The 26,004-nt window shown below is 32.8% G+C and carries 35 protein-coding genes and 1 pseudogene; 33 read left to right on the top strand and 3 right to left on the bottom strand.

All coding sequences use genetic code 11. The features are described from left to right. Positions 1 to 82: 82 nt before the first annotated feature. Together AABK36_RS07200 and AABK36_RS07195 are read left to right on the top strand one after the other, a co-directional pair. Positions 83 to 601, top strand: coding sequence for a Crp/Fnr family transcriptional regulator (locus AABK36_RS07200; protein WP_309941715.1), 519 nt, complete (start codon positions 83 to 85; stop codon positions 599 to 601). Positions 602 to 676: 75 nt separating this feature from the next. Then, positions 677 to 1,075, top strand: a complete 399-nt coding sequence (locus AABK36_RS07195) for an LIC_13387 family protein (protein ID WP_309941713.1) — start codon at positions 677 to 679, stop codon at positions 1,073 to 1,075. Between the two features lie 243 nt (positions 1,076 to 1,318). Here AABK36_RS07195 and AABK36_RS07190 read toward each other — a convergent pair whose 3' ends face one another. From AABK36_RS07190 to AABK36_RS07180, 3 genes are all read right to left on the bottom strand, one after another. Then, positions 1,319 to 2,161, bottom strand: coding sequence for a 1,4-dihydroxy-2-naphthoyl-CoA synthase (locus tag AABK36_RS07190; protein WP_309941712.1), 843 nt, complete (start codon positions 2,159 to 2,161; stop codon positions 1,319 to 1,321). A 288-nt stretch (positions 2,162 to 2,449) separates the two neighbouring features. Beyond that, complete coding sequence (locus tag AABK36_RS07185; RefSeq protein WP_338390317.1) at positions 2,450 to 3,127, bottom strand: hypothetical protein; 678 nt, start codon at positions 3,125 to 3,127, stop codon at positions 2,450 to 2,452. Positions 3,128 to 3,352: 225 nt separating this feature from the next. After that, entirely contained in the window at positions 3,353 to 3,892 is a 540-nt protein-coding gene (locus tag AABK36_RS07180; protein ID WP_309941710.1) for a GNAT family N-acetyltransferase, read from the bottom strand. A 627-nt stretch (positions 3,893 to 4,519) separates the two neighbouring features. Between AABK36_RS07180 and AABK36_RS07175 the strand changes: the two genes are divergently transcribed. The 31 genes and pseudogenes from AABK36_RS07175 to AABK36_RS07035 all read left to right on the top strand — a co-directional run bounded on the left by AABK36_RS07175 (position 4,520) and on the right by AABK36_RS07035 (position 25,926). Further along, positions 4,520 to 5,344 (top strand): DUF6794 domain-containing protein, encoded by an 825-nt coding sequence (locus AABK36_RS07175; protein ID WP_309941708.1) that lies wholly within the window; start codon positions 4,520 to 4,522, stop codon positions 5,342 to 5,344. A 78-nt stretch (positions 5,345 to 5,422) separates the two neighbouring features. Beyond that, positions 5,423 to 5,881 carry a hypothetical protein gene (locus tag AABK36_RS07170; protein ID WP_309941706.1) on the top strand — a complete coding sequence of 153 codons (459 nt, stop codon included), beginning with the start codon at positions 5,423 to 5,425 and terminating at the stop codon, positions 5,879 to 5,881. Between the two features lie 109 nt (positions 5,882 to 5,990). Then, positions 5,991 to 6,605 (top strand): NADase-type glycan-binding domain-containing protein, encoded by a 615-nt coding sequence (locus AABK36_RS07165; RefSeq protein ID WP_309941704.1) that lies wholly within the window; start codon positions 5,991 to 5,993, stop codon positions 6,603 to 6,605. Positions 6,606 to 6,690: 85 nt separating this feature from the next. Further along, complete coding sequence (locus AABK36_RS07160) at positions 6,691 to 6,993, top strand: tyrosine-type recombinase/integrase (RefSeq protein ID WP_309941795.1); 303 nt, start codon at positions 6,691 to 6,693, stop codon at positions 6,991 to 6,993. Positions 6,994 to 7,080: 87 nt separating this feature from the next. Then, positions 7,081 to 7,404, top strand: a complete 324-nt coding sequence (locus AABK36_RS07155; protein WP_309941703.1) for a hypothetical protein — start codon at positions 7,081 to 7,083, stop codon at positions 7,402 to 7,404. Between the two features lie 31 nt (positions 7,405 to 7,435). Then, positions 7,436 to 7,768: a hypothetical protein gene (locus AABK36_RS07150; RefSeq protein WP_309941701.1), complete on the top strand. Its 333-nt coding sequence runs from the start codon at positions 7,436 to 7,438 to the stop codon at positions 7,766 to 7,768. Between the two features lie 93 nt (positions 7,769 to 7,861). After that, positions 7,862 to 8,266 carry a hypothetical protein gene (locus AABK36_RS07145; protein ID WP_309941700.1) on the top strand — a complete coding sequence of 135 codons (405 nt, stop codon included), beginning with the start codon at positions 7,862 to 7,864 and terminating at the stop codon, positions 8,264 to 8,266. A gap of 48 nt (positions 8,267 to 8,314) precedes the next feature. Further along, positions 8,315 to 8,941 carry a hypothetical protein gene (locus tag AABK36_RS07140; protein ID WP_309941699.1) on the top strand — a complete coding sequence of 209 codons (627 nt, stop codon included), beginning with the start codon at positions 8,315 to 8,317 and terminating at the stop codon, positions 8,939 to 8,941. A gap of 214 nt (positions 8,942 to 9,155) precedes the next feature. Beyond that, a complete protein-coding gene (locus tag AABK36_RS07135) occupies positions 9,156 to 9,500 on the top strand; it encodes a hypothetical protein (protein WP_309941698.1) in 345 nt (114 codons plus the stop codon). Continuing rightward, entirely contained in the window at positions 9,487 to 9,804 is a 318-nt protein-coding gene (locus AABK36_RS07130; protein WP_309941696.1) for a hypothetical protein, read from the top strand. The genes AABK36_RS07135 and AABK36_RS07130 overlap by 14 nt, the downstream gene beginning before the upstream one ends. A 75-nt stretch (positions 9,805 to 9,879) precedes the next feature. Beyond that, positions 9,880 to 10,236: a hypothetical protein gene (locus AABK36_RS07125; protein WP_309941695.1), complete on the top strand. Its 357-nt coding sequence runs from the start codon at positions 9,880 to 9,882 to the stop codon at positions 10,234 to 10,236. A gap of 166 nt (positions 10,237 to 10,402) precedes the next feature. Further along, the gene (locus tag AABK36_RS07120; RefSeq protein WP_309941694.1) at positions 10,403 to 10,675 is read left to right on the top strand and encodes a tyrosine-type recombinase/integrase; all 273 of its coding nucleotides are present in this window, start codon (positions 10,403 to 10,405) and stop codon (positions 10,673 to 10,675) included. 91 nt (positions 10,676 to 10,766) lie between these two features. Next, positions 10,767 to 11,228, top strand: a complete 462-nt coding sequence (locus AABK36_RS07115; RefSeq protein ID WP_309941693.1) for a hypothetical protein — start codon at positions 10,767 to 10,769, stop codon at positions 11,226 to 11,228. Between the two features lie 272 nt (positions 11,229 to 11,500). After that, entirely contained in the window at positions 11,501 to 12,439 is a 939-nt protein-coding gene (locus tag AABK36_RS07110) for a S66 peptidase family protein (protein ID WP_309941691.1), read from the top strand. 152 nt (positions 12,440 to 12,591) lie between these two features. Next, positions 12,592 to 13,452, top strand: coding sequence for a hypothetical protein (locus AABK36_RS07105; protein ID WP_309941690.1), 861 nt, complete (start codon positions 12,592 to 12,594; stop codon positions 13,450 to 13,452). Between the two features lie 40 nt (positions 13,453 to 13,492). Then, positions 13,493 to 13,984, top strand: coding sequence for a hypothetical protein (locus AABK36_RS07100; RefSeq protein WP_309941689.1), 492 nt, complete (start codon positions 13,493 to 13,495; stop codon positions 13,982 to 13,984). Positions 13,985 to 14,495: 511 nt separating this feature from the next. Then, on the top strand, positions 14,496 to 15,305 hold the full coding sequence (locus AABK36_RS07095) for a M64 family metallopeptidase (RefSeq protein WP_309941687.1): 810 nt from the start codon (positions 14,496 to 14,498) through the stop codon (positions 15,303 to 15,305). A 133-nt stretch (positions 15,306 to 15,438) separates the two neighbouring features. Next, positions 15,439 to 15,927 carry a hypothetical protein gene (locus AABK36_RS07090; protein ID WP_309941686.1) on the top strand — a complete coding sequence of 163 codons (489 nt, stop codon included), beginning with the start codon at positions 15,439 to 15,441 and terminating at the stop codon, positions 15,925 to 15,927. Positions 15,928 to 15,974: 47 nt separating this feature from the next. Next, positions 15,975 to 17,021, top strand: coding sequence for a hypothetical protein (locus AABK36_RS07085; protein WP_309941685.1), 1,047 nt, complete (start codon positions 15,975 to 15,977; stop codon positions 17,019 to 17,021). A gap of 211 nt (positions 17,022 to 17,232) precedes the next feature. Beyond that, positions 17,233 to 17,703, top strand: a complete 471-nt coding sequence (locus AABK36_RS07080; protein ID WP_309941683.1) for a hypothetical protein — start codon at positions 17,233 to 17,235, stop codon at positions 17,701 to 17,703. A gap of 330 nt (positions 17,704 to 18,033) precedes the next feature. Then, entirely contained in the window at positions 18,034 to 18,624 is a 591-nt protein-coding gene (locus AABK36_RS07075) for a hypothetical protein (RefSeq protein WP_309941680.1), read from the top strand. Positions 18,625 to 19,111: 487 nt separating this feature from the next. After that, positions 19,112 to 19,849 carry a hypothetical protein gene (locus AABK36_RS07070; RefSeq protein WP_338390316.1) on the top strand — a complete coding sequence of 246 codons (738 nt, stop codon included), beginning with the start codon at positions 19,112 to 19,114 and terminating at the stop codon, positions 19,847 to 19,849. Positions 19,850 to 19,933: 84 nt separating this feature from the next. Further along, the gene (locus tag AABK36_RS07065) at positions 19,934 to 20,362 is read left to right on the top strand and encodes a hypothetical protein (RefSeq protein ID WP_309941678.1); all 429 of its coding nucleotides are present in this window, start codon (positions 19,934 to 19,936) and stop codon (positions 20,360 to 20,362) included. Between the two features lie 298 nt (positions 20,363 to 20,660). Then, complete coding sequence (locus tag AABK36_RS07060; protein ID WP_309941676.1) at positions 20,661 to 21,164, top strand: hypothetical protein; 504 nt, start codon at positions 20,661 to 20,663, stop codon at positions 21,162 to 21,164. A gap of 38 nt (positions 21,165 to 21,202) precedes the next feature. Beyond that, positions 21,203 to 21,622 (top strand): DUF3995 domain-containing protein, encoded by a 420-nt coding sequence (locus tag AABK36_RS07055; protein WP_309941674.1) that lies wholly within the window; start codon positions 21,203 to 21,205, stop codon positions 21,620 to 21,622. A gap of 189 nt (positions 21,623 to 21,811) precedes the next feature. Beyond that, positions 21,812 to 22,012 (top strand): tyrosine-type recombinase/integrase, encoded by a 201-nt coding sequence (locus AABK36_RS25400; RefSeq protein ID WP_374709132.1) that lies wholly within the window; start codon positions 21,812 to 21,814, stop codon positions 22,010 to 22,012. 207 nt (positions 22,013 to 22,219) lie between these two features. Next, positions 22,220 to 22,747 carry a hypothetical protein gene (locus AABK36_RS07050; RefSeq protein WP_309941672.1) on the top strand — a complete coding sequence of 176 codons (528 nt, stop codon included), beginning with the start codon at positions 22,220 to 22,222 and terminating at the stop codon, positions 22,745 to 22,747. A gap of 88 nt (positions 22,748 to 22,835) precedes the next feature. After that, entirely contained in the window at positions 22,836 to 23,249 is a 414-nt protein-coding gene (locus tag AABK36_RS07045; protein ID WP_309941671.1) for a hypothetical protein, read from the top strand. Between the two features lie 183 nt (positions 23,250 to 23,432). Further along, a complete protein-coding gene (locus AABK36_RS07040; protein WP_309941670.1) occupies positions 23,433 to 24,731 on the top strand; it encodes an SPOR domain-containing protein in 1,299 nt (432 codons plus the stop codon). A 252-nt stretch (positions 24,732 to 24,983) separates the two neighbouring features. After that, positions 24,984 to 25,169: pseudogene (locus AABK36_RS25395) on the top strand (tyrosine-type recombinase/integrase); the annotation flags it as partial. Between the two features lie 97 nt (positions 25,170 to 25,266). Continuing rightward, positions 25,267 to 25,926, top strand: coding sequence for a hypothetical protein (locus AABK36_RS07035; RefSeq protein ID WP_309941668.1), 660 nt, complete (start codon positions 25,267 to 25,269; stop codon positions 25,924 to 25,926). The last annotated feature ends 78 nt before the right edge of the window (positions 25,927 to 26,004 follow it).

The raw sequence follows: 26,004 nt of genomic DNA, 5'->3' as shown, positions 1-26,004 counted from the left end.
TTAAGCTATCGAAACATTACGCTTTGCCATCCATCAAATTCTTCCCATCACCGACTCTGATTGGAATGACCTTTTGCCTTTTTTGAAATCAATCAAATTCGAAGAAAATGAAACCATATTATCCCCTCCTGATGTTTGCGACTTTATCGCATTTATCACATCAGGCTCATTGCGATCCTATCATCTAGATGATCAACTAAATGAAATGAACCTATTGCTTCGTTCGGAAAATGAATTCATCACCGACTATGAAAGCTTTATCAGCAAACAATCCGCCGGCTTGCGAATTCAGGCCATAGAAGAAGGAGAAGCTATATTGCTTGACAAAAACGACTTGGACAAGCTATATGACGAATCGTTTTACTGGAATAAATTTGGAAGAATCCTTAGCGAGCAAATATTCATCAACAGCAAAAGACGAAATGAGCAAATGCTCTTCCGAACTCCCAAACAACGCTATTTGGATCTTATCAAACACGAGCCCGAATTCTTCCAAAGATATTCTCTGAAACACATTTCAAGCTATCTGGGCATCACGCCTCAGTCGCTGAGCCGTATCAGAAAACAGATTGCCGAAAGTGAACAAAATCAATACTCCTGAACATCTAATTAACAAAAGTTAAGCGAGGGACTTGATTGAATATCGCACTTTTGCGTAAACCAAAAGCTAATACGCATGAAGTCAAAAATCTTAGTTAAAATATCAGCAATCGCAATGATCATCACAGGCACTGGACATACGATAACGCACTTTGTGTCTCAATACTCTAAAAATCCCTATCAAAGCCTTTTGGATAAAATGGCGGAAACCAAAATAGCTTCCTTGGCCAATATCTCCGTATTGGACTTTCATAACGGATTCAGCATTTCCATGGGCATTTTATTGATTGGAGTAGGAATTCAAATACTGTTGGCTGAAAAAAAGACTGCTCAATTCATGAATCTTCTTACGATCGGGGCTATCGTGCTGATATCAGTATTTTACTTTCCGCCATTTGTCATCGCATTGACAGGCATAAGTTTCATCTGTTTATTCATCCATGCAATAAAATACAAACCAGCACAGACTGTTTAAAAATCCAGCCGGATAGCCATCCACTTTGATTTCCATAAAAAAAAGGACGATTCAAAGCGAATCGTCCTTAGTTTAATAAACATTATCACGATTGATTTTTTATACCATTTTATTTCACCCTGGAGGGAACACAAAGGAGGATGATTAAGAGAACCATAAAAAACTAATCGAGACAAACCTTAATAATCAATGAAAATATTTTGATTAAGCGTTTATGTCATAATTCCCACTTGAACTTTTACATCAAGGGAACTTAGGGAACTTGGAAAAGTCTCTCTCTCGTTTTTCCAAGAAGGCATTTCTTCCTTCCACAGCCTCGTCAGTGCCATAAGCCAATCTCGTAGCTTCTCCAGCATAAACCTGCTGACCAACCAAGCCATCGTCAATCAAATTGAAGCCAAACTTCAACATCTTGATCGCCGTAGGGCTCTTTGTCATAATCTCCTGCGCCCAGTCATAAGCCACTTGCTCCAACTCGTCATGAGGCACTACTTTATTGACCATACCCATCTCAAATGCTTCCTGAGCCGAATAATTCGCTCCTAGGAAAAATATCTCTCTGGCTCTCTTCTGCCCTACTTGTCTTGCCAAATACGCAGATCCGAACCCTCCGTCAAAACTAGCCACATCAGCGTCTGTCTGCTTAAAAATAGCATGCTCCTTGCTGGCGATCGTCATGTCGCATACCACATGCAAGCTATGCCCGCCGCCAACGGCCCAACCCGGCACCACAGCGATCACGACCTTGTTCATGAAACGGATCTGACGCTGCACATCCAATATATTGAATCTATTAACCCCATTCTCTCCTTTATAGCCCGTATTCGATCTCACACGTTGATCGCCGCCTGAGCAAAAAGCCCAACCGCCATCTTTTGGAGAAGGACCTTCCCCTGTGATCAAGACTACGCCAATCTTCTGGCTCTCATGGCAAATAATCAAAGCTTCCCACAATTCATCCACAGTCTTTGGCGTGAAAGCATTGCGACATTCAGGTCTGTTGATCGCTATTCTAGCCACACCGTTAAGCGTCTTGAAGGTTATTTCTTCGTATTCCTTTTCTGTTTTCCAATCTAGGTTTGCCATTGTATCAATTTTGAATTTGAAATCCCACAAATGTAAAAAATATAGCGCGAGTTTAGGAAAGGTTTTTTAAAATTTCAAGTTGTATTTTTTTATTATAACAATTAACAAAATTTCAAACACGCAAATAGCCAAATCAAGCATGAATCAAGCTCGATTTCTTGCTAATGGCAAAGCACAATTAGAAAATTAACCCATGACTCGCACTACTTGAATAAAGTAATAATACAGCCTAGCAAAATTGAATAAAAACCATAACTTCTCAGCATATCTTATAAATTGCATGCTAACTTAAGCGCTCTGTTTTTTTAGTTCTATCAACTCTTCCTGAGTGATCTGGCGAAAAGAAAACTTGTATCCTTCTACTATTGCCAAACCATAAAACAAAATATCAATAACACTAAATGTCTCCATCATAATATCAGGCAACAAGCTGTAATCAATCATAAGTATCGTTTCCAAATACCCCAAACCTTCGTAATTCGCGACTTGCCCCACAATACTCAAAAAATTACCAAAAACCACACTAAGCAAAGCGATCGCAGCCCCAAAAATCCCAAAGATCTTTTCGATGCCTTTGCCAAATTTACGAATGGTAAACCCTACACCTGCTCCAATGGCAAGAGCCAAATAACCTATTTGATAACCTGTCACCACTGAAATCACGCCCCAAACGACAGCTCCAAGCAATCCTGCAATGCATCCGGTCACAATAGCCGGAATAAGTTGCTGCTCCATTTTTAATTGCTCCAGCATTTCGAAAGTCAGTTCATTTTCCAACTCTTCGGTATTATAACCTATGCTTTCATCCGAAGGAGTGTTTGCCACAGAAGGATCATCCTTAAAATCCGGGCAAGTATTCTCAAATGCGGCTTTCTCATTTGTCAAACCACACAAAAGCCCTTGCTCAACATTCATTTTTCTATTCTGGCATTTTTTGCAAAAAAGTAATTGTTCCTCACGTATCATTTTCATTTATTTAGATTAATGTTAGATTATATTTCCTTATACAAATAAATATAATATTTAAGCATCTAATAATAAACCTAAACAGATAAAAAACATAAATTAACAACTAACTAAACACTTTCAATATGCATTTTTTTGCACTTTGCTTTGCTTAACAATGACTTGATTCAACATCATGCATTCACAACATCTTATTATTAAAAAACATAGGCGTTAAAATGAAAATTATGATCTATTGCTAGAGAGCTTCACTGTTTCCCAATCGCTTCTTTGCAATTCATATCTTCTGTCTGTGCAATTGTCCGATGGATTAAAAAACTCCTCGCGCATAGTCATGAACTTCTCCAATATCTTCACAGAGCCCCTATTTTCCACATAGACATCGGCAGTCAATACTTCAGTCTTCATGTGGAAAAACACGTATTCGATCAAGCCCTCGGCAATCTCAGTTCCCAAGCCCCTTCTCCAATACTTCTCTCTCAATCGATAAGCGATTTCATCCTCGCCCTTATTATTCTTCAGCATACCCGCCAGTCCTACAAACTCCTTTTCTCCCTTGGCTTCAATCGCATAAACTTTGGTATCCGTACGCGCATAATCCGTATCCAAAAAGTTCTGAAGATGCTTATCGCTGTCCTCTCTGCTCATTGCCTCTCTGGGAATCAAGCGCATCACATTGGGATTTCCATTCATATCAAAATAATCATCAGCGTCTTCAGCGCTTAAGCTTCTTACAACAAGCCTTTCGGTTTCAAATAAATTCATAAATCAATAATTTTAGTCGCTTCATACTAGACATTATCACTGTCATAGATACCCAAGCAAGTTAATTAAAGCAAGCTCAAAAAAATAAATAATTCAATTTTTCCTCTCAAAACACAAACTTCACATCACACAGATTGGAGCAAATAATTTCAAGCATAGGATTTCAATAAAATGAGGATAATCGTGAGTTCATAAGAAATTTGGTAAAATCAATCAGACACCAATCGATACATCTTAAAAAGAAGAAAGAGGATTTATTTCAACGTTGAATTCAAGCTTCAAATACTAGCCAAAATTAGGAAAATGGTGTGAATTTGCGATACATTCAACACATCTTGGGACATCATAGCTCCAAAACAAATGAAATACATACACATATTACCGATTTAGATTTAATAAGGTCGGAAATCCTCTTTATATATTTGAAATATGACTTTTTAAACTTAATTTTTAATTGAAATAGATTTTTAGCCCAATTAAATGAGTTCCGCGCATAAATAAAATATACGGAATTCGTGTTATTGGGGTGTTGGCTGTAATTTTAAAGTCCTTTAACTAAATCAAAATAAGGTTTCACTTATTAAGCCTTTTCTTACAAAAAATAAGATTTGAATAAAACTAAAACACATGACCTTGAATAAAATAGTTGCCATATCATTTTTGCTCATATCATCATTAAACTTTGTTTATTCTCAATCAATTATTAAAGAAGGGAAAGGAATTGACTCTCTAACACTCGGAATTAAAGAATCTAAAGTAATCGATATTCTTGGAAATAACTTCAGTAGAAAGGCTATTGAAGACAACGAATATTTTCTTCTATATCCAGAAAAACTAATGAGTTTTACTTTTGATAGTGACAGTATCGTTTATGAAATTATTTTAGAACCCAAAATTAATTACAAAACAGCAAAAGGTTTAAAAATCAAAGAAGGACTAAAAATTTCGGAAATAGAAAATGTTTACGGAGAAGATTGGTGGACAACTGACGAAAGTGAAGACGTAGGCTATGATATTGGAATTAGATTTGAAACTAAAAATAACATTACTCAAAAAATAATTATAGAAGAAAGTGACTTAGAAGAAGGAAATGACTATTCCTTTTATGAATATTTGGAAGGTATATATATTCCAAAAAATTTGAATGAGTGTTATAACGAATTAAATTCTATGTTAGACAAAAAACTCATAGAGGAAATAAAAAATAAAACAGAAACCGAATTTACTGCCAATTCTCATTTTGGAATGGGATTATGGATTAGAAATAATTGGGGATTATGGAAAGGTTCTCGCTTATACAATTTTTTTAAAACTAATGGAATTTTTCACCCTGATGATATGTCTGGAATTATATTAACTTCCTATCATAGAAAATTAAACGGTATTGATATTCAATTAGAAAAGCAAATTAAGTACTACCAAGATTATTGGAAAAAACTAAATAAAGAATAAAAACTACAGCCAATAAAGTGTATAATGCATACACGTTGGGATACGCACCATACACAAATACGTTGTCAAAAAAAAAAAATGGAAAGGTTTTCAAATAAAAGAGAAGATTATTGGAATCAGATTAAGAAAGAATTGTTAGATACAAATGATTCTGAAGAGTTTCGATTTCAATATCTCGAAATAGGACAATTATTATCTCATGGATTTTCGGTTACACTGAATGATAATAATCCATCAGAATTTGAATTAAAAATATGGAATGCTGAATATGACAACAAAAGATTTAATAAAAAGATTTTTAATCTTGATCGACTAGCAATAAAAAGCAAGAAAGTCAAATTGAATTCACAGGAGTCTAAAACAATTAATAGATTGTTAAGTGCTGAACTTGAACGGACCAATTGGGGAGGAATAGTTGTAGATGGATTATACTGCCATTTTGAAATTAATGGTAGAAAATTGGATTGGAATACTAATGAAGAAATCAATAATGCCTTGACTGAATTAGTTGAATTAATAAGAAATAAAGCAGCTTAAAACACAATGTAAAATGCATTAAAACGCATCTTACACAAAGCGTTAACCATAATTAAGAAGAAGATTGAGACAAATAATTAAGATATTTCTCTTTTTGAGTTTAACTGTTATGAGCTGTATAAGCCGAAAGCAAACTACAGTGGTGTGCAATGGGTTTTATCAAAGAGAAGGAATTGAAAATGTATTTGGTAAAACTGAACCAATGCTTAATGGAATGTGTAGTTGGTTTTGCTCATTAAATATTCGATATGACTTAGACTCAACGTATAAATCCCTTGATGATTCTAGGTTAAATACAACTTACTACTATAATGACAAGGTTCAATTGAATTATAAATTTACAACTGTCAGTTATCCTTATGATTCTCTAGCTACAAAATCCCCAACCGAGTCTTTACGAGGCTTATATATCGTTAATGGAATTCGAAATTCGAAAAATGAGTATGACTCTATATCTAGAGCCAAAAATTTATTGGTGCACATTAATTCGGAAAAAGTAGAGGCTTATAGAATTCAAGACACTCCAAAGCTTCAATACATTCGTTTTGATTCAACATATAGTTTTTCAAGTGATAATCCTTTGAGTATTGAATTGATATTTTCTGGTAGATATAATGGCGAAAAGAGTAGTCGTGTGGCAATATCAGAGTTACAATTCGATGGTATAGGCCACTCTTTTGCTGATGAACATTGTTTAGGGATTTCGCGGAGGTTTAAGGAATAATAGTCTTCGTATGGATCGCAGAGTCCAATATGAAAGCTTAGTTTTTGCCGATAGAACTATCAGATGCTAAAGATATAATCCAGAAATTTATCTATTTGAAGGTCAAAATGGAGGGATGTACACAAGCACAAGTACTCAAAAGTTTGTTGAAAAATATGTAAAAGAAGCAAGTGTAGATAAGACAATTACACCTCATAGTCTAAGACATAGTTTTGCAACTCACCTTTTGGAGAATGGTGTGAATTTGCGATACATTCAACACATCTTGAGGCATCATAGCTCCAAAACAACTGAAATATATACACATATTACCGATTTAGGTTTAGTAAAGCCGGAAATCCTCTTGATATGTTTGAAATATAACTTTTTAAACTTATTTTTTTATTGAAATAAATTTTTAGCCTAATAAATGAGTTCCGTGCATAGGTGGAATATATGGAATTCGTGTTATTGGGGTGTTGTGTACAATTAAATAATGGACAGATATAAAATTTTATGGAAAAATGAGCATATTGGACGATTGACTAAAATTATACCTGACATGTCATATTTGGAAGGTACTTGGGAACCAAATTCAACTGACCTTGCTCAAAAATTTACAGATTTGATCTCAAACTTTGATACTAAATCTGTAATGTTAAACCCAATTAAAGGAATCAGAGCTATTCTAGAAGATCAAAACTCTTACCAAACACATATATCTGTAATTTCTCTTGGTGTAAACAATGAACTTTTAGTAAAAAAAATAATAGAAGAATCTGCAATTGAATGGCTCTTGAAAAATGTTCCTGAAGAATAAATTTTGTTTCACAAAACTGAAATTGTAAATAATGGCTATTCCTAAAAAAGGATCAAGATCAATTCCTGTAAATGATATAAATTATAGATGGTTAATTCGTAAAAAAGCAACCTATGCTCAATCTGACTATGGAATTGGAAAATTACACGTTGCTATTGAGCTAGAAGAAAACCCTGGAACGAGTTTATTTATTTATACTGACCGCAGACACCCAAATGACATTGAAACGGAAATTGTAGATCCAGTAAAGCCTTCTGACATTACTAAATGGGTTAAACAGGCATTGGAATTAGAATGGATCCCTTCTAAAAAAGGAAAACCATTCCGGACTAAAATTGTGAACGAAAAAATGGAATTAGAATAAAAAAACTATACATAACAGTTTGTATATTGCATATGTCGCCTTCAGCAGGCAAATGCAACATACAAGGAACGTTGTAAGTAATTGATAAGGTCAATGCTAAACTTTGATGAAGGTACAATAAAGAGAATCAAGAGTTCGAACACAAAGACGGGCGATAAGCTTTATCTAATCTCACGATACATCGAAGAGGAATATCGATTTGAGACTAAACCAAATCATTGGGACCTTGTATTCGACTCTTTGGATAAAGAGGATAGAATATTCTACAAAGTCTGGTTATGGATCTGTTATGTTGAATGGGAGAATCTTGTGTCACCTATTAGTGAGTTCGATGAAGTGTTTGGGGATGAAAAACGAAATAGGCTTTTGACATATTTGGAAAACGACAACAATGATTCGGATGATTTGGAGTCATATTTCACCCTTGATGGAGAAGCAGGAAGAATACTCTTGGATTGGGGATTGGAAAAATTAAAAACAACTTACAACACTGTGTAAAAATGAATTAAAATCCTTTTACACTAACCGTTGTATATAATTAAAACAATGAAACTAAAAATAGACTTTCAAAAAATAAAAGAGCTTAGAGAAAGATTATCAATCCCTCTGGATTTAGCCAAAGAATTGATAATTGAAAATGACGGTGATTTATTGACTTGCGAACAAGAATTTCATAGAAACAATCTCAATACTATATGCAGACTAGCAGATTGTAATGAAACAATAGCTGAAAAATATTATAAAATTTGTGGATTTGACATAGAAAAGTCTGTCAAAAAAATTCACAAGCAATTGTTCTACCTGACAGTTCATCCAAATGAACCAATTGATAAAATAGGATTTATATTATGGGCAGAAAATGAAAGCCTCGACAAATATGTGACTTCAAGAGATAAAAGTCTCTTTATTCAAACTAAAGATTTTGAATATGTTATTGACACTTTTAAATCAGTTTTTCCATTAACCGATTCTGAAACTGGAGAAATACAAAAATCATTTGATATAGTTAGTAATAACTTTTTTGACAATAAAACAAGTAGAATTATTGTTGACAGAATGGCTAAAATTAAAACAAAAGACCCAAATGTTGAATCGTTTTTAAGAGACTTAATTAAATGGTTTAATATTCAATTGAGATATGCTGACGATATTGTTGTCTATGGAAATTTATAAAAAACGGACGCACAACACGGTGTATAAAACATAGCTAATAAGTGTTAAATCGAGAGATTTATGTATATTTATAAAATCCGTCAAATTTTTAATTTGGCTTTTTAAAAGAGAAAATTTAAAAACAAAATATAAAAATTCGGCTCTGTGTTAAACCGAAAAATTAGTATCTTTTTGTACGCTACGTTTCATACACAAGTCCGTATCAGTAATTAAGATGAACAAGGACAAAATAAAATACATATTGAACTATCATTCATCTTTAATGACTAAAGAAGAAAAAATTGCTTGGCGACATTGGTCATCTGTTTACAAAATGGGAAATAGCTCTCCAGAGCAAAAAGAAAATCGAATAAAGTTATCTCTTCAAAGAGGATGGATGACTGACGATGACAATATTCTTAAACTGTTAGAAAATGGGATTGATGAATTTGAAAGAAAAGTGGCTGAACGAATAGACGATTCGAATTCTATTGAATATAACAACTGTCCAAAATGTGAGAGAATAACAAGGACCCCAAAAGCCAAACAATGTAGATTTTGTGGATATGACTGGCATTAAAGAAATATACATAGCGGCTGAAAATTGGGCGGAAGGAGAATGGAATTATGAAGATGATAATACGGACGTAATAGTTACTATGGATAATAACAGGAAATACGTTGCGACATTCTTCACATATGGGAATATCAATAGCTTAAGACAAAAAAATAAGAAAACGGGAGAATGCTTTAGCGGTAAGTACTTTTGGGCTTCGGATATGATTTTGATAGATGACTGTTCAAGAAACAGTATAGAAAAGGTGATCAAGCACTTGATTATTGAAGATGAATTTTATCAAACCTTTAATGAAATAAAAAACTGATAACACTGTATATGAAATCATAGCCGCCTATCGGCAGACTACATTTTATATACTAAACGTTAACAACAATCAAAAATGAAAAAAATCGCAGCAATAATAATTATTGGACTAATAAGCATTATGCTTTACCGTGCATTTTATTTTACACCAAATACTATTGAAGGAGTTTATATAAATAATAATACAAGCCCTGTTTTAGAAGGACCTAACTCAGAAACTGACACTTTAAAAATATTCAATGACCTTACTTTTGAAAATCAAGCATGGGGAATTGGGACTTATAAAATAGATAGAGACAGGATTTCATTTTCCTATTCATATGAGTATGGAAAAGCTGGATATTCCACTACTGTTTCTCGCGCATTTTTAAGCAATAAAATCAGAATCTCTCTTAATAGTGACTTGGGATTCTATTATGAAATAATAAATTAAAACTGTTACCAACAATGGCTATATCATAGACCTAATCAACCAAACCGTTTCTGCGCTTTTTAGCCTAACCGTTAACATGCATTGGAAAATTAAATGGTACTAGGATTTCACATAAGACAAGGCGGAATTGATGATTTAGGTGAATTCATCGGTCAAATGGAGCTGGATGTGCAAAAGCACAAGTACTCAAAAGTTTGTTAGAAAATATGTAAAAGAAGCAGGTATAGATAAGACAATCACACCTCATAGTCTAAGACATAGCTTTGCAACTCACCTTTTGGAAAATGGTGTGAATTTGCGATGCATTCAACACATCTTGGGAAATCATAGCTCCAAAACAACTGAAATCTATACACATATTACCGATTTAGGTTTAGTAAAGCCAGAAATCCTCTTGACATGCTTGAAATATGACTTTTTAAACTTATTTTTTCATTGAAATAGATTTTTGGCCTAATAAATGAGTTCCGCACATAGGTAAAATAAACGGAATTCGTATTATTGGGGTGTTAGGGCTTATTAAAACTAAAATGGAAGAATTTAGAATAGAATCAAAAGGGTCGACAATAGGACTGATAATCAAAATTATTGTTTTCTCTCTAGTGGTCAATCAGGCATTTAACCTTGTAGAAAAATTTATCGGACAGAACTCGGTCATAAATTGGATTTTGATTTTAGGGACAGTTGTATATTTCATTTATGGTCATTTTACGGATAAAACTATATTGGAAATAAAGAATAATAAAGTTTTGATTGAATCACTAATTGGGTTTCCGAAAAAACACGAAATCCTAGAATTCGACTTAAACAATGTCGAGAAAATAAGACTCGTTCAGTCTCAGGACTTTGTTTATGGAAAGAAAACAATGGAATTGATTGACCAAAGCGAACAAAAACAAATTGTAGAGCTTAAATTAAGATACTATCAGCTTGTTAGACTTGAGGAATACTTAAAGGGTGAACTGAAAATAGAAACAAGCTTGATTGGATAAAAAAAACAAAAACAAGCCCTAACACTGTATATAGCAAACAGGGAGTTCGGTGATTAACGAAAGTTCAGTGCTATTTACAAACACCGCCAAATCGTTGATTTAGTTCGCCAAGCGTCTATTTTTCAAAGGTGCTCATGAACTCGCGTTTGACTTTTAAGAATAACTAAATTAAAAACAAAATACAACGTTTTGGCTCAATGCAAACTTGAAAGTATAATGCTTTCTAATACTCTACTTATTATATTTATTAACATTAAAAAACAATTGAATAAGTGAGTAAAAAAATAAAAATAATATCCCCATCAACTTCATTTGAAATTGCTCCAAATTTCAATTTTGATAAATCCATTGAATTTTTCAAACAGCAAGGATTCGAAATTGAGTTAAGCAATGACTGGATGTCAAATCAAAATGATATTGATTTGAAATTAGAGGCGATTCATGAAGCTTTTTCAGACCAATCGACTGATATTATTCTTTGTTCTTTTGGTGGTTTTCTTTCAGTCAACCTAATTGACCGATTGGATTACGATTTGATAAAACAAAATGCGAAACCATTCTTTGGTTTTTCTGACATTACCGTTTTATTAAACGCCATACATAGTAAAACAGGAATCACAACTTATTATGGGCCATTGTTCTTAAGTTTTCTAAGTCAATTTCAGAGGAAATTCACATTGGAGTACTTCAATAAGGCATTAAACGATTCAGAAACATATTTACTAAGAGCTTCCGAAACTATAATGGATTACGATGATAGAAATGAATCCACTATCAGGCCCAATAGTTATTGGGTAATACAAGAAGGCAAGGCTGAAGGAGAAGTCGTTGGTGGACATATCCCTACTTTAAGTCTATTGCAAGGCACCGAATATTTTCCTGATTTAAGCGAGAAAATCCTGTTGCTTGAAATGAATGAACTGGAGGAAGGAAACTCACTAACTATATTAAACAGATTGATTAAATCATTACAACTGCAAAAAGGCTTTGAAAATTTAAAGGGCATACTAATTGGAGCATTCCACACTAAATGCAATATAACTGAGGAAAAATTAAAGCTTGCTTTAAATGGTTTGTTCAAGGACTTTCAATTTCCAATTGTTGCTAATTGTAATTTTGGCCATATTCTTCCCATCTGGTCAATTCCAATTGGTGGCAAGATTGAAATAGAAACCGAAAACGAGATCAAAATAAAAGTAGCTAACAGTTAAGCGTATGGCTAGCAGAATCGAACTTGAAAACAGTGTTGACTAGACTCAATTTCTATGCATTTTGCGATTGGATCCACTATTCTTTTTGACTTTGATTTTTAGTAGCTTTTTTAGTTATACTACTCTAAATGACAGTGATATATTTTATTATAATGACTAACACACAATACATATCAATAGGATTAATAATAATCGGTTTTGTCTCCTGCTTAGGAATAAAATCATTTGATAAGACTGATAACACAAGGCGTTTCAAAGAGAAGCAATATGACTTTTTTGAATCATTCAAACATAACCATCTTGCAGATTACTACTATGAATTGCCCTTTCAGTTAAAATTCGGAGGAATTAAACCTTTTCCGTTTGACTCAATTGGAAATAAAGATTATTCTTGGTTAAGAAAACCTGAGAACTTGAAAATAGCCTTTAATGCATTCTTAACAGTCGGACTTGATAAGTTTGTATCTCAGGAAAAGTATTTCAAGAAAAACAATGATTGGTGTTGCGAGACTGATTGGGAAAATAAATCACTAAACGAAATTGTCTCCGGATTCATAAATTCAGATACCACATCTAATAGAAATGATTATTATTCAAAATTTTGGCAAAGAAGAAGGCTTGAAAATAACTTAAGTGAGACTTTTGAAATACTTTCGCAGATTGATAAATTCTACAACCAAGGTGAACTTAATTTGACTTACAAGAAACAAAACTCTGTATTAATAAGACTTCTTGATTTTGATTCAAAGCTAATTTCCTCAGATTCTACAGAATATAAAGCTTATACCATTGAATATTTTAATTATTTAAAACTGGCTGGACTTGATAACTCAGCTTACAAACTTATTTATTATAATCATCGACTAGGCATTGAAAAAGAGTTGAGAGATAGTCTAATTATGACAATGGAATACGACATCATATCAAATGACCGGTGTGAAAATTTCAACAATAGAGATGGTTGGATAACGCATGATTATTATCATAATTCAAACAGAAATTACAGGCCTTAAAAATTAAAGAATTACTCAATATTTAAGTTAATTTGAAAAAATGAAAACTATTATATTAATATTATCAATTTTAATTATGGGACTAGGCCAAGCCCCAAAAAAGGATAATGGACTCGAAATTTATCAAGTAAAAAAAAGAATTCCTATCTTTTCAACAAAGCCAGAATGTTACTATTGTCTAGACATTAAAACTGAAGACTTATTTGACAAACCTATACTTACAGAATTAGATTTCATAGAATTTGACTTTACAAATCAGCAAATTAAACTAACTGAAGAAGGAAGAAAAAAATTAAAAAACATTGAAATCCCTCTTGAAGGACTTCCAGTCGCAATGCTCCTTAATGGAGAAATAATCTATGGGTTTTGGTTTTGGAATATAATCTCATCTTTCGGATGTGATAGAGTTTATAGCTACCCAACTCTTGACTTTAAAATTAAATTTGGACTTCCAGAATCAAACACTTTTGGAGAAGACCCAAGATTTGACCAACGATTAGAAAAATACATAAACAAAAAGATTGAAAACTAGAATAATATTATAATTCATACCATTCAAAATACTTATTATAGACTAAGCCTTATATGTTTAATTAAAAAAATCTCAACGATTCTGTAAAAATCTTGATTAATGACTGTGGACAGATGCTTGTCATAAAGTATAAAAGATTCGCAAAAATAAAATGTGAATGTTGAAAACTAGCCTTGATGAGCGTTCATTATGACATCAATTATATTATTATAAATTTTCCATGACTCTATTTAATCTTCCAAAAGATATTTATATCTTAAAGATAAATTATAATTAAGACCGACATAGTCTCTAGTAAATATAAATTCAAATCGTCTAATGCATTAAACCGTTTAGCGCGAATAAACATCAAACTAAATTGTATTTTTTAAAAACCACTAAAACGATGAAAAATAGTCTATTACTTATTTTTATATCTATAATTTTTTACAATTGCGGGTCAGATGACTTACATGAAAAGACACATATCACTGAAGACTCAATCGGCTATAAAATTCCTAGTCCAATAATAATGGGGCAAAAAAATGAAGGCTGTATCGCTAATATTATTTTCTTGGCAGAAGGTTTTACATATTCAGAAATGGATGAATTTATTGATCTATGCGATATAGCAAAACAAACAATACTTGAAATAGAACCCTTTGCTTCCGCTTCCGACAATTTGAACTTCTATCGAGTTGAATCAAGCTCTAAAACTTCTGGTATCAGAGAACAACAGTTTACAAGCATTTGCAACGATACAAACGGAATAAACACTACTTCCAATACCCCTTGGGCAGTCTTTAGCAACAGAGTTGGCCTTAAACGCTATGCTGGCATGGAGGTTGAAAAAAGAAATCTCCTCGAACAACAATATGGGAATTATGCCACAGGAGACTATGCATATACGATAATTATTGCTAACACTTATGAATACTTAGGTAGTGGAGAAACACCCGGAACGACAGAACATAATACAATACTAAAACCTAAGATCTCCAATATGATTGTTTCAAAGTATGACAGCGACTTAATATTCAAATACTTAATCAGACACGAATTTGGACATTCTTTTGGGAACATGGATGACGAATATGAAAGTCCAGAAACATTATGCGCTATGAAAACATACGAGCCTTGGTTTCTTCCTCAAGAACCCAAGCCAAATGTTTTAACATACAACCCAAATAATTGGTATGAGGGAGCTAGATACTCTTCCACAGGTTATTGGCGAGAGTGGGAAAACTCAATCATGAGAGATGACTATTACTCAACCACATTTTCACCTATACAAGTAAATATACTCGAACAAAGGCTTAAAGAAGCTGTAGGATGCCCTTAATAGCAAAATCAAATAAATACAAATCATGCTCGAAAAGCAGGCAACTCTTGAAAGAAGAGACCAAAAAAGAATTTAAATTTGCTACTTTGCGGTTATAAAAAAGTGGGGAATTAGGCTTCAACCAAGAAACAAAATGTTCGAAGAAATAGGAGTAAACATTATTGTAGAAAAAGAAAAGATTAATGGCATTCTCAACGATTGTTTTAGCGACTTAAACATTCATTACTTCGACCAAGAGACTACATGGGAAATGAGTGATAAAGATAATCTAAATGAAAACTCTATTTACTTCAGTTTTATAAAGAATGAAAGTGAGTTCCCACTAAAGATTGAAATCGGGAGAACTCCTTCGGAAAACGGAATAGAGCGAGAACAATTTATAGCTAAAATCATTTCTGATAAATTGAATTGTAAAACGATCGCTTCATACAAGCCTCCAAAAGCAGATGATGACTACCCAAGTGACTCTATCATTTTCCATGATGGGAAAGCATTTTTTGGCAATGATTCTAATACGATGTGGGCTGATGGTGAAGGAGGAAAAGTAATTGAAGAGTATGAGATTAATTATATTCAACACAGATTTGATAAAAAAGCAAAAATAAAGCAAATACGCAATTGATTTTCCAGCCTGGTTCTGCATTGACTCTAAAGTTTTCAGCTCCCATTATGAAAAGAATATTTTACATATTATTTAGCTTTGTCTTTTTGATTTCTTGTAAAAGGGGAAATGAATTAGAAGGCATTTGGATTGGTTCATATCAGATTAGCCATACGGATAATGAGCCCGTATTATCTTCAATGAGATTGCTACTGGATATTTCAAAGGATCAAATTATTTATAAAACGTTTGATTATCCTATGTTCGGAGAAAAAGATTCAATAATTATTTCACCATACACCATTATTGAGAATAAACTAATCTTTGATTCAGACACTTTTGTGATAAAAGAAGTCACGGAAGATAGTTTAATTTTGAGTAATCATTCCCTTCTAAAAGAAGACTTCATTTTTAAAAGACTTCCTAAAAATAATAAGAAACTAAACCTTGAGATTAAAAATAATGCTTTTTCATTCGTTGGCCCCAATTATACAGATTCGATTGATTTTATTAATGATTCATTGATGTTACATATTGGAAATGCATTTTATACTAATTCCCGCCCAAGACATTGGTCCATCAATAGTTATAAGTCATTTGACTTTCTAGTCTTTGACCAAATTGGATCGCCTCCATATTTGATTTCTAATTCTTCAAAAAACGAAGTGTCGCTTAAAATGTACTTTTCTACAATAAATGACTTCAAATTGACAAAAATAAATTATGAGAAAAATTTAAGTGATCTTGAAGGAAGCTGGGTGTCAGCTTATAAAAATAATCAAGATTTACCTTTGCCCCCACCGCCTCCCAATTACCCAAAAAATATTAATACAAAACTATATTTAAGAATAAAAAAAGACAGTTTAGAAATAGAGCAATTTGGTCGAACGAAATCAAAAAAATGGGAATTAAACTCGACAAAAGAATTTTTATATTTTCCTAAAGATTTATTAACCAATAAATACGGGGTTTGGAAAATCGTAAAAATCGAAGGTGATAAACTTGAAATTGAAAGAAATAGAAGATCTAATATTCCAAGTGAAAAGGAAATAATTGAATTTGACAGAATAATAAACAATGGGCAGCAATCATATGCCTCGAAGACCCAAGAATGAACCCTTCATTGACAAAACACTCCTAAGTCTATGATTTTTGCCGTTGGATAAACAATTCTTTTAGCGCTGATTTCTATTCGTATTTCAAAAAATACAGTCCTATATGACAGTGGCATATTTCAATTTTTTCTGTTTATACAATATGTCTTTTTCTTAATATAGCGATCTCTACTACTGATCTAGTTTTTAAAATATAGTTGTTTAATAAAGTATGAGAAATTCGGAAGAGTATATCGAGAATCGGCTAAAGTGGAGAGCCGGCAAAAATGGCTTGCCAAGTGCAAACTCTTATTTTTTTGATGAAATTGATACAAATGAAAAATTGAAATTTCACGAAATTTTACAATCATTTGATATAGGAAAACCTGTGCTATTATTTAAAGGGGAAAATAATACGTGGACAATCATCGGAACGAAAATGATAGCCAGCGGAAAAGACTCTTCTTTTGAGGCGATTGAACACTCTGAAATTGACACATACACTGTGGGAGAAGATCCAATGGGCATTTTTTCTGAACCTGCTAAAATGAAAGACTTCGATAAGGCAAAGCAACACCAAATAATAATGAAAGCAAAAGAAGGGCGAATCTTGACAATACATGGACAACGGGGCAGCGAACTTTATGCAATGCTCAATATCATTCTTATGATCGACAGAATAACTACAACTAATGAAAAGTAAGTTAGGGTATTCAATTCCGCTGTTTCTTATTAATTAACAATCCAAATAATGAATATATGAGTAAAACCAAATCTCAAATACGCATTGAAGGTGAGGAACTCTATCTAAGACAAGTCCATAATAATTTCACAAACTGTGGCATGCCTTGCGAACTCCAACGGAAAGAAAGAAGACATGTTCCTGGCTTAATTATATGGATGTCTAATTTTTTGAAAAAAATAAAAATGTCAGAATTTGAATTAGTCATACAGTTTCGAGTAGTTTACCTAAACTAGATATTTCCCTTACTAATATCAATGAGTCTGAAATCACGAACATTATCCAATCAAAATGGCAGTCAAGTTTGAAATACAACAAATTATTACATCTTCAAGCAAAAAACCTAAGCCATACTTGCTTGTAAAGCTGTTAAATCAAAACGATAAATTTTGGATTACTAATCATTCGAGATTGAATAATATTGAACTGATAAAGGAATTAAGACAGCCAAGAGCAGCTGATGAAAACAATAATCCTAGATTTGATTTATATGCGCTAACTCCTTCCAACAGATCCGACATTGAAAATTTCAATTTGGGAGATATTGTCGAGCTTAAACCAGGTAATGCGATTGAATTTTTACAGCCATGGTACAGAATAGAAGAGAGTAACAGAAGCAAAGCTCTGGAAAATGAGCTAAGAAAGGAACTTTCCCCCGAGCATCAATTATTCAATAATGAACTCAAGGCAATTGCCAAAAGAGAAGACACGGATGATGTTCTGTTTCAATTCGACAATTCAGAGAGATACGCTGTCGTTCATCTAACGTGGAAAAATAAGAACGAAAAAAATCATAACTACCCAAGAACAGAAATATTTGAACATTGGACAGACTTATACGAAAATCGTATTTTATTTGACTACAGAGAGTATAATGACTGATTTTTAATATAAAATAGCTGAATATAAAACCAGAAATCAATACTTACTCCAATACACCAAAACCGAATCTACAATCTCACAACACAAAACTGTAATTCGTTAAGCAAAGACACCAGAGTCATTGTTTTAGATCTTACTTTTCACTAATTTTAGGATGAAGCCATATAGCCAAAAGCTTGTTTTTTTAAACTCATGATGTAATAACAAACACATTTTTTTAGATCAGTTTAAACTCGACAAACCTTCGCTTCCACCCCGCTTCTGACTTAATATTATGAAATGAGAACGATCTTAAAATAGTCAAAGGCAGAATTGAAAATACTATTGATTGAAAATCAAAATAACAACAGAAAAAACAAACATGGTTCTTTTTTAAAATTAGTATTATTGAATTCGGACCTGATTAATTAATAAGTAAATATAAAAAATGAATGATTTAGAAAATAAAATTGAAATACAGACCGAGAATATTAAACTATATTCTTCTATGACTATAGGTTTAGCAACATTTTTAGGCGGTCCCCTTGCGGCGGGTTACTTGATTGGTGAAAATTTCAAGGCATTAAATAAGCCAAACGAAGCAAGAAATTCATTGATTATAGGAATTATTGCGACGATTTTGCTTTTCACAGGGATATTTATGATTCCGGAAAATTTAATCGATAAAATTCCAAGACAATTGATTCCTGTAATCTATACGATAATTGCTAGGGGAATTGTAGAATGGAAGCAAGGAGATGTTCTTAAGATGCATAAAGAAAATGGCAACTCATTTTTTTCAGGTTGGAAGGCTGCTGGAATTGGCCTTATTTCACTTGTGATTATCAGTGCAGGATTATTCGGATTTGCATTTTTTGGAATCGACGATGAGCTATATGACAAATATGATACTGAATTAATTGTATTTTCAAAAAACGAAACTGAAACTCTTGTCTTTTATGACCTTCTAAATACCGAATCAAACAAATCGTTAATAAATAAACTGGAGACCACTATTATTCCAAAATGGAAAGAAAACATTGAAATCATCAATCGAACGAATGAATTTGACAACTTGCCTTCAGAATTAATTCAGCAAAACAAACTGCTTTTAAAATACTCTGAGTTAAGGATTAAAGCTTTTGAGCTTATTCAAAAAGCCATCAAAGAAGATACTGATAAATATTCACTTGAAATAGATAGAGTGCATAAAGAAATTGATGAAATTTTAGAGAAATTGAACTAATAAACTGCTGCAAATCATTGACTCGATCAATTTTGCAAACCGTTTCTCTTTCAATTATAAAGGCATCAACAACAAGTAAGAAAAATGAATAATTTAATCGAAAAAATTTCAAAGCAATTAAAAGAACAATGCCCAGAAGTCGAATTCAAGATTAATAATGATGAGATGACAATTCTTCCTAAAGATAAAAATGGATTTGAAATTTTCATTCAACAAGCTGAAAGAGAAAATACTATTCACTTCGGTTCTTGGCATTTTCATTTTGAAAACGAAAAAGAAGGAGAAATTGAATTATTCAACTATCTTGGTTTTGGAATGTCAAAACTTGGACGTCTCAAAACTTATTCAAGAAGTGGAGAAGAGTATAAGTGGACCTTTGAAATAAAAAATGAAGAAGATGATGAATGGTATTCAGCCGGTACCATGGCCCTGATGAACTTTAAATTTTGGGAAAAACCAATTGTCAAATATTACCAAAACAATTTAATTGAACTTGAGGAAAAAAAAGAATAGAAGCCTGCTAAAAGATAGTTGTCAAGAAGCTCGAAAAGTTTGTAGAAAAAGGGATATAATTAAATAAAATATGTTTTGATAAGCATGGCATACATTATTCGACACATACATATTCCATCGAGGTAATCTAATGAATATTTAAATCGATTATATTTTTTAAATCTTCTCCAACTCGATTTTAATTGGCAAAATATATTTTTATCTTAAAAGTGTAATGAAATCAATATAAAACACGGACTCGGTCGATTTTTACAAGCTTGTTTTGCAGTGATTAGAAAGACTCTATCTTCAATTAAGTATGAGAATGGTTAAAATTCAAAAAGTGCATTTCCAATACTACTTGACTTTTATAGCAGTATTAACCTTTGGTTGTCAAGCTGATAATAAATCAGTGGATGTTTTCAGTTATCAGATTGACAATAGCACTGAAAAAATCGAAACTCTAAAAAAGCACTTATCAAAAGAATCAGGACTTATTGACGCTGAATATCATATTTGGTTTCAGGACAATGGAACCGGTGGAATTTCAGGGCCTTCCGATTACAATATTAAACTAGCCTTAAAAATAGAACCAGACTCTCTTGATTCTTGGATTGAACATCTTGAACCGTCGTCAAAAAAGATATCAACTGATCTTTGGGATGAATTAAAATTAAATGGAAACTTATGGGAAACAGCATCTGAACCCGAGTTATATCATTCAAGTTCGTTTGCAGAAGTAAAATTATTATTTAGAGAGGAAAACATTGTTCTTGGTATTTATTCAACAATGCCTGTCGATTTAGAATACATAGATGAATAACGCATTCTATATAAGAACCTAAAAAACAAACCAGAACCATGATTTTATCAATAATACTAAGCGCAATTTTTATCGGACTTGGATTGATTCATTTCAATTGGCTTATTGGTGGAAAATTTGGGTTTGAGGAATCCTTACCAACCAAAGAAAACGGTGAAAGAGTATTAAACCCAAAAAAAATCGACAGCGCGATAGTAGGTATTGGCTTAACAGCTTTCGGGATCTTCTATTTACTCAAATCCGAACTCATAGAGTTCAATCTTCCTGAATGGATTATAAAATACGGAAACTGGGTGATTCCTATCATATTTCTTCTAAGAGCAGTTGGAGAGTTCAAATATGTCGGATTTTTTAAAACGGTGAAAAACACAAAATTCGGAAAATGGGACACCAAGCTGTTTTCGCCACTTTGCTTTGTCATAGGAATATTCGGAATAGCAATTCAATTGATAAAATAACAGCAAGCGCAAACACCTGAAAAAGGCCACAACGAACTATTATGAAACCATTTCTACCTATCAGTAAACTTCGTTTCAAATACTAAACATTAACAATAGTTGGCAATGAGTATAGAAAATCTAAATAACAGAATCGAAACCTTTCACAGCTTCAACCTTGTCCATGCTAAACAACAAAATATATAGTACATACGCTGCGAGACTCCAACAGTAGACATAACGCTATATATTATTGATAAAATTCAAAAAATAACAAAATTATGGGCAAAAAAACACCTTAGAAAATCCGAGATCAATAAATCTATTACTCCTCATAGCCTAATACATAGCTTTGCATCCCATCTTTTGGTAAATGGCCCGCCCCTCAGGAATATTCAGCATATACTGTAGCACTGCAATTCAAAACTATCGAAATCTATACACATATTACTGATTATGGTGATAATAGAGCAAATAATCCATTGGAGATGTTTGAAATATGGTTTTTTAAACTTATTTTTTCATTGAAATAAATTTTAACAAAATAAACAAGTTCCACACATAGGGTAAAATAAACGGAATTCGTGTTATTGGGGTGTTGTAGGTAACCAAAAAAGAATGAGAGTAATATTAATAATAGGAATTTTAATCTTTAGCGCTTCGAAAACGATTGCTTGTAGATGCGAAGACCCTGGCACCGTATCTGAGGCTTATAATTATACAGAGGCAATAATTCATGGCAAAGTGATTCAAAAATCTTTTGTGACTTTCGAAAGTTCTATGAACATAGAGAAAGCAGACTCTCTCAGAATTATATTTAAAGGTAACGACCAAAAATTAAAGCTGCTTGAATCGGAATTCATTATTGAGGTTCAAATTGAAATTCTAAAAGTATATAAGGGTGAATTAGTTGGGGATACAATCAAATTATATACATCAAGAAACAGCGCCTCTTGCGGATTTACTCGATTTGAAGAAGGTCAAGATTTTATAATTTATGCATCCTCTAAAAGTTATGCATTTCGGTTGTTTAACTCTGAAAGTAATCTCGAAAAAGAGAATACTTTGTGGACTAACCATTGTACGAGAACAACAAAGTACAATGCCAGTGAAGATGGAAAATTAAATTTAATAATGAAAAAATAAGGTGTACCTACAACACCAACTAAAACTCCATGTATCGGGTGACGCACCCTCACTCGTAGTTTAGCCATCACGTTAGCCATAATTTAAAATGAAAAAAACTACAACGCTTCTACTTCTACTTTTAATTTCAACTCTAGCATTGAGTCAAGGAAAAGTAAATAATGATTTTACAGGTATTTGGACTGTACAAAACGCAAATATCTCTAAAGGACTTGATTCTCAAGTTCAAAAAATGATGCTCATAATGAAAAATGCATTTACAGGATCAAAATTTCACTTTAATGAAAATGGAAAGTTTAAAATAGAGTTAAAGGATAAAGTCAACCCAATGATGGAAGAAATGACAACAATGCTAAATGGGCAAAATTGGAGATACTTTAAAACTGAAAAAAAGATAGAAGTTGGACAAAATCATCTAGTCATGTTTGTCAAAAAACAAGATGGTAAATATTATTTCAAACTGAGCGATACTCCATTGACCCTTGTAATGAAAAAAAATTAAGAACTTAGATATGGATAACACGCGCTAAAAATTCATAGCTCACTAAGTTCGCTTATGCCATTTTAGCGCCATACGTTAATGTCTACCAAGAATTCAGCCTTAGAATTATAATCGACTATCTATGAACTTCAATACTTGGCTGAAATCAAAATACTATATTTAAGAATTTAATCTTGACTTAGGATGAGTATATTAAAAACTTTACTTATTTCAATAATGGTAACCTGTGCGCTGGAGAGTTTTGGACAAAGCTCATTTGACACCACTCGTTTGATTCAAACCAAGACTGTTACTGGAAAAATTTCTCCTAAGTCAGTGGTATATGGAGATGGAAAGATCTACGCACAAAACATGATGTACAGACACTCGGTCACTGTATATGACACATTAGGTTCACTACTCAAAACCATCCCAGATACAGTAACACTCAGCCAGTTTGGGATAGACAATAAAACAGGTGTTTTCAAAGGCGCGCCGGTTGAAGGATCTATAACTCCAGATGGAAAGTACTATTGGATTTCCAATTATCAAATGTACGGCCAAGGCTTTGATAATGCAGGTTGCGATGCGTGTTCTGACAGCACTTATGATCACTCGTATCTATATGCCATCAATACCAATACATTGGCTGTGGATCATGTCGCCGAAGTTGGCAGTGTTCCTAAATTTTTGGCAATCAGTTCGGATAACAAATACTTGATTGTTTCCAATTGGTCTAGCGCTGACATATCCGTGGTTAATCCTCAAAACGGTAGTTTAATCAAGACTATCCAGGTAGGAAAACACCCAAGAGGCCTTGCTTTCAATCAAAACAACACCAAGGTCTATGTAGCGCTAATGGGTGATGATGCCATTGCCGAGGTGGAGATAGATTCATGGGAAGTCTCAGTACATAAAGACGCTGGAGATGCTCCAAGACACATTTTATATGCGGACAGTTGCCTGTACTATAGTGTCAACAATGAAAACTCGGTGACGAAATGGGACCTAAGAAATGACAGTAAAGAGAGTGCCAAGGTTGGTACCGCACCCAGATCAATGGCTTTTTCTATTGACACTGCCTACGCCTATGTGGTTAACTACAGCTCTTCATCCCTAAGCAAAATCAAGCTGAAAGACATGTCTGTAGTTCAAACCATCCCGACCAAATCAAAGCCTATAGGGGTTACAGTAACAGCTCAGACCAATAAAGTATGGGTGGCATGCTATGGAGGCAGTTTGATCTGTTACGAGGAACGTGAGAAACCGAGTATCGAAGAATCCAACTTTTACATGATAGTAGGTAGCTTCAGTAGCGAAAAAAATGCACTGAACTTCAGCGATGAGTTAACTCGAAAAGGCTATCCAGCATCTATCCTTTCTTCGGCAGATGGAAAGTACCGAGTCAGCGTCTTCCAATCCAATGATTACTCTGAAATGGTACAAAACCAGTCTAAGTACAGAGTAATAGTGGAAAATCCATGGATACTAAGACACAGATAACCAAAATTAAAAATAGTTAGCTTTGAGTGTATTTCTAGAAGATGGGATTTTTTATTGCTTTCATAATTGTAGAGGAAAAATCTCACTAACAACTAAGCTTTAGTATGGCTGGCAAAACTCAATATAAAGGCTTAATTATTCCCAATAGAATAGATGCTTAAATATTTCTGTAAAGGTATAAGCCTGAAATATATCTTTCTGAAGGTCAACCTAGAATAATATACTCAAGCTCTAACGCTCAAAACTTGCAAAAAACACGATGAAGAATCCGAGATCAATAGACCTATTGTTCTTCATAACCTAAGAGATAGTTTTGCTACACATCTTTTGAAAAATACCGTGATTCTCAGGTATATTCAACATAAATTGAGACATAGCAATTCAAAAATCACTTGGACATGTTTGAAATATAATTTTTTAAACTTATTTTTTTATTAAAATAAATTTTTAACCTAATAAATGAGTTCCACACTCAGAGTAAATTAAACGGAATTCGTGTTATTGGGATGTTACCAGCAATTGAAATAAATAAAAAATGATAAATATATTTAAGAGGAATAAAGTGAACATTAATTCAATAAATATTCCAGATTTTGGATGGGCAAGAAGCGTGGAGAATAAAAATATAAAGCAGTGGATAAATGAGGAACAAACAATAGCTTTATCATTAAATTTTTTCGACTTAAAACCAGATTTACCTTCGATTAAAGATATTAAATCATTAAGAGATTTTTATAGAAATCAAATTATTGAGTATAATGGAGGAATTATAGAAGTAGATTTGGTTGAAATAAAAGGATTTAAAATAATTAAAACAATTTTTAAAATACCTCAAGAACCAACTGGAATGATGTATTTAGGTTCTCTAACAATTCCTTTTGAAAAATGTAGTTATGTTATAAAAATACAAGCTCCTGAAGTTGGAATGACAGGAATAAGAGATTCAGTAATTGGAAATAAGTTATTAAATGAAAACGTAATTTCAATAGGAGAAAATGGATATGAAAATTGGTTTGAAGATCCATATGATTCGAAATTTATTGGAGGAACGTTAATGAATAAATCTGAAAGTATTGAATTTGATTCAGAATTTGTTGATCACCCATTATCAAGAGTGAGAGAAATTTTAAGTGAAATTCAAAAAGAAATAATATTTAATAAAGAATTCGAAAAGATTAATAAATTCAAAAAATAAAAAGCTGGTAACAAAGTGTAAATTTCACTTTCTGCCGCAGGCGCGACACAGAAAGCAAAAGCCACACAAACCGTTACA

It is taken from the genome of Aureibacter tunicatorum, assembly GCF_036492635.1.
In the GTDB taxonomy this organism is placed as follows: Bacteria; Bacteroidota; Bacteroidia; order Cytophagales; family Cyclobacteriaceae; genus Aureibacter; species Aureibacter tunicatorum.
This window is presented reverse-complemented; position numbering and strand designations above follow the sequence as displayed.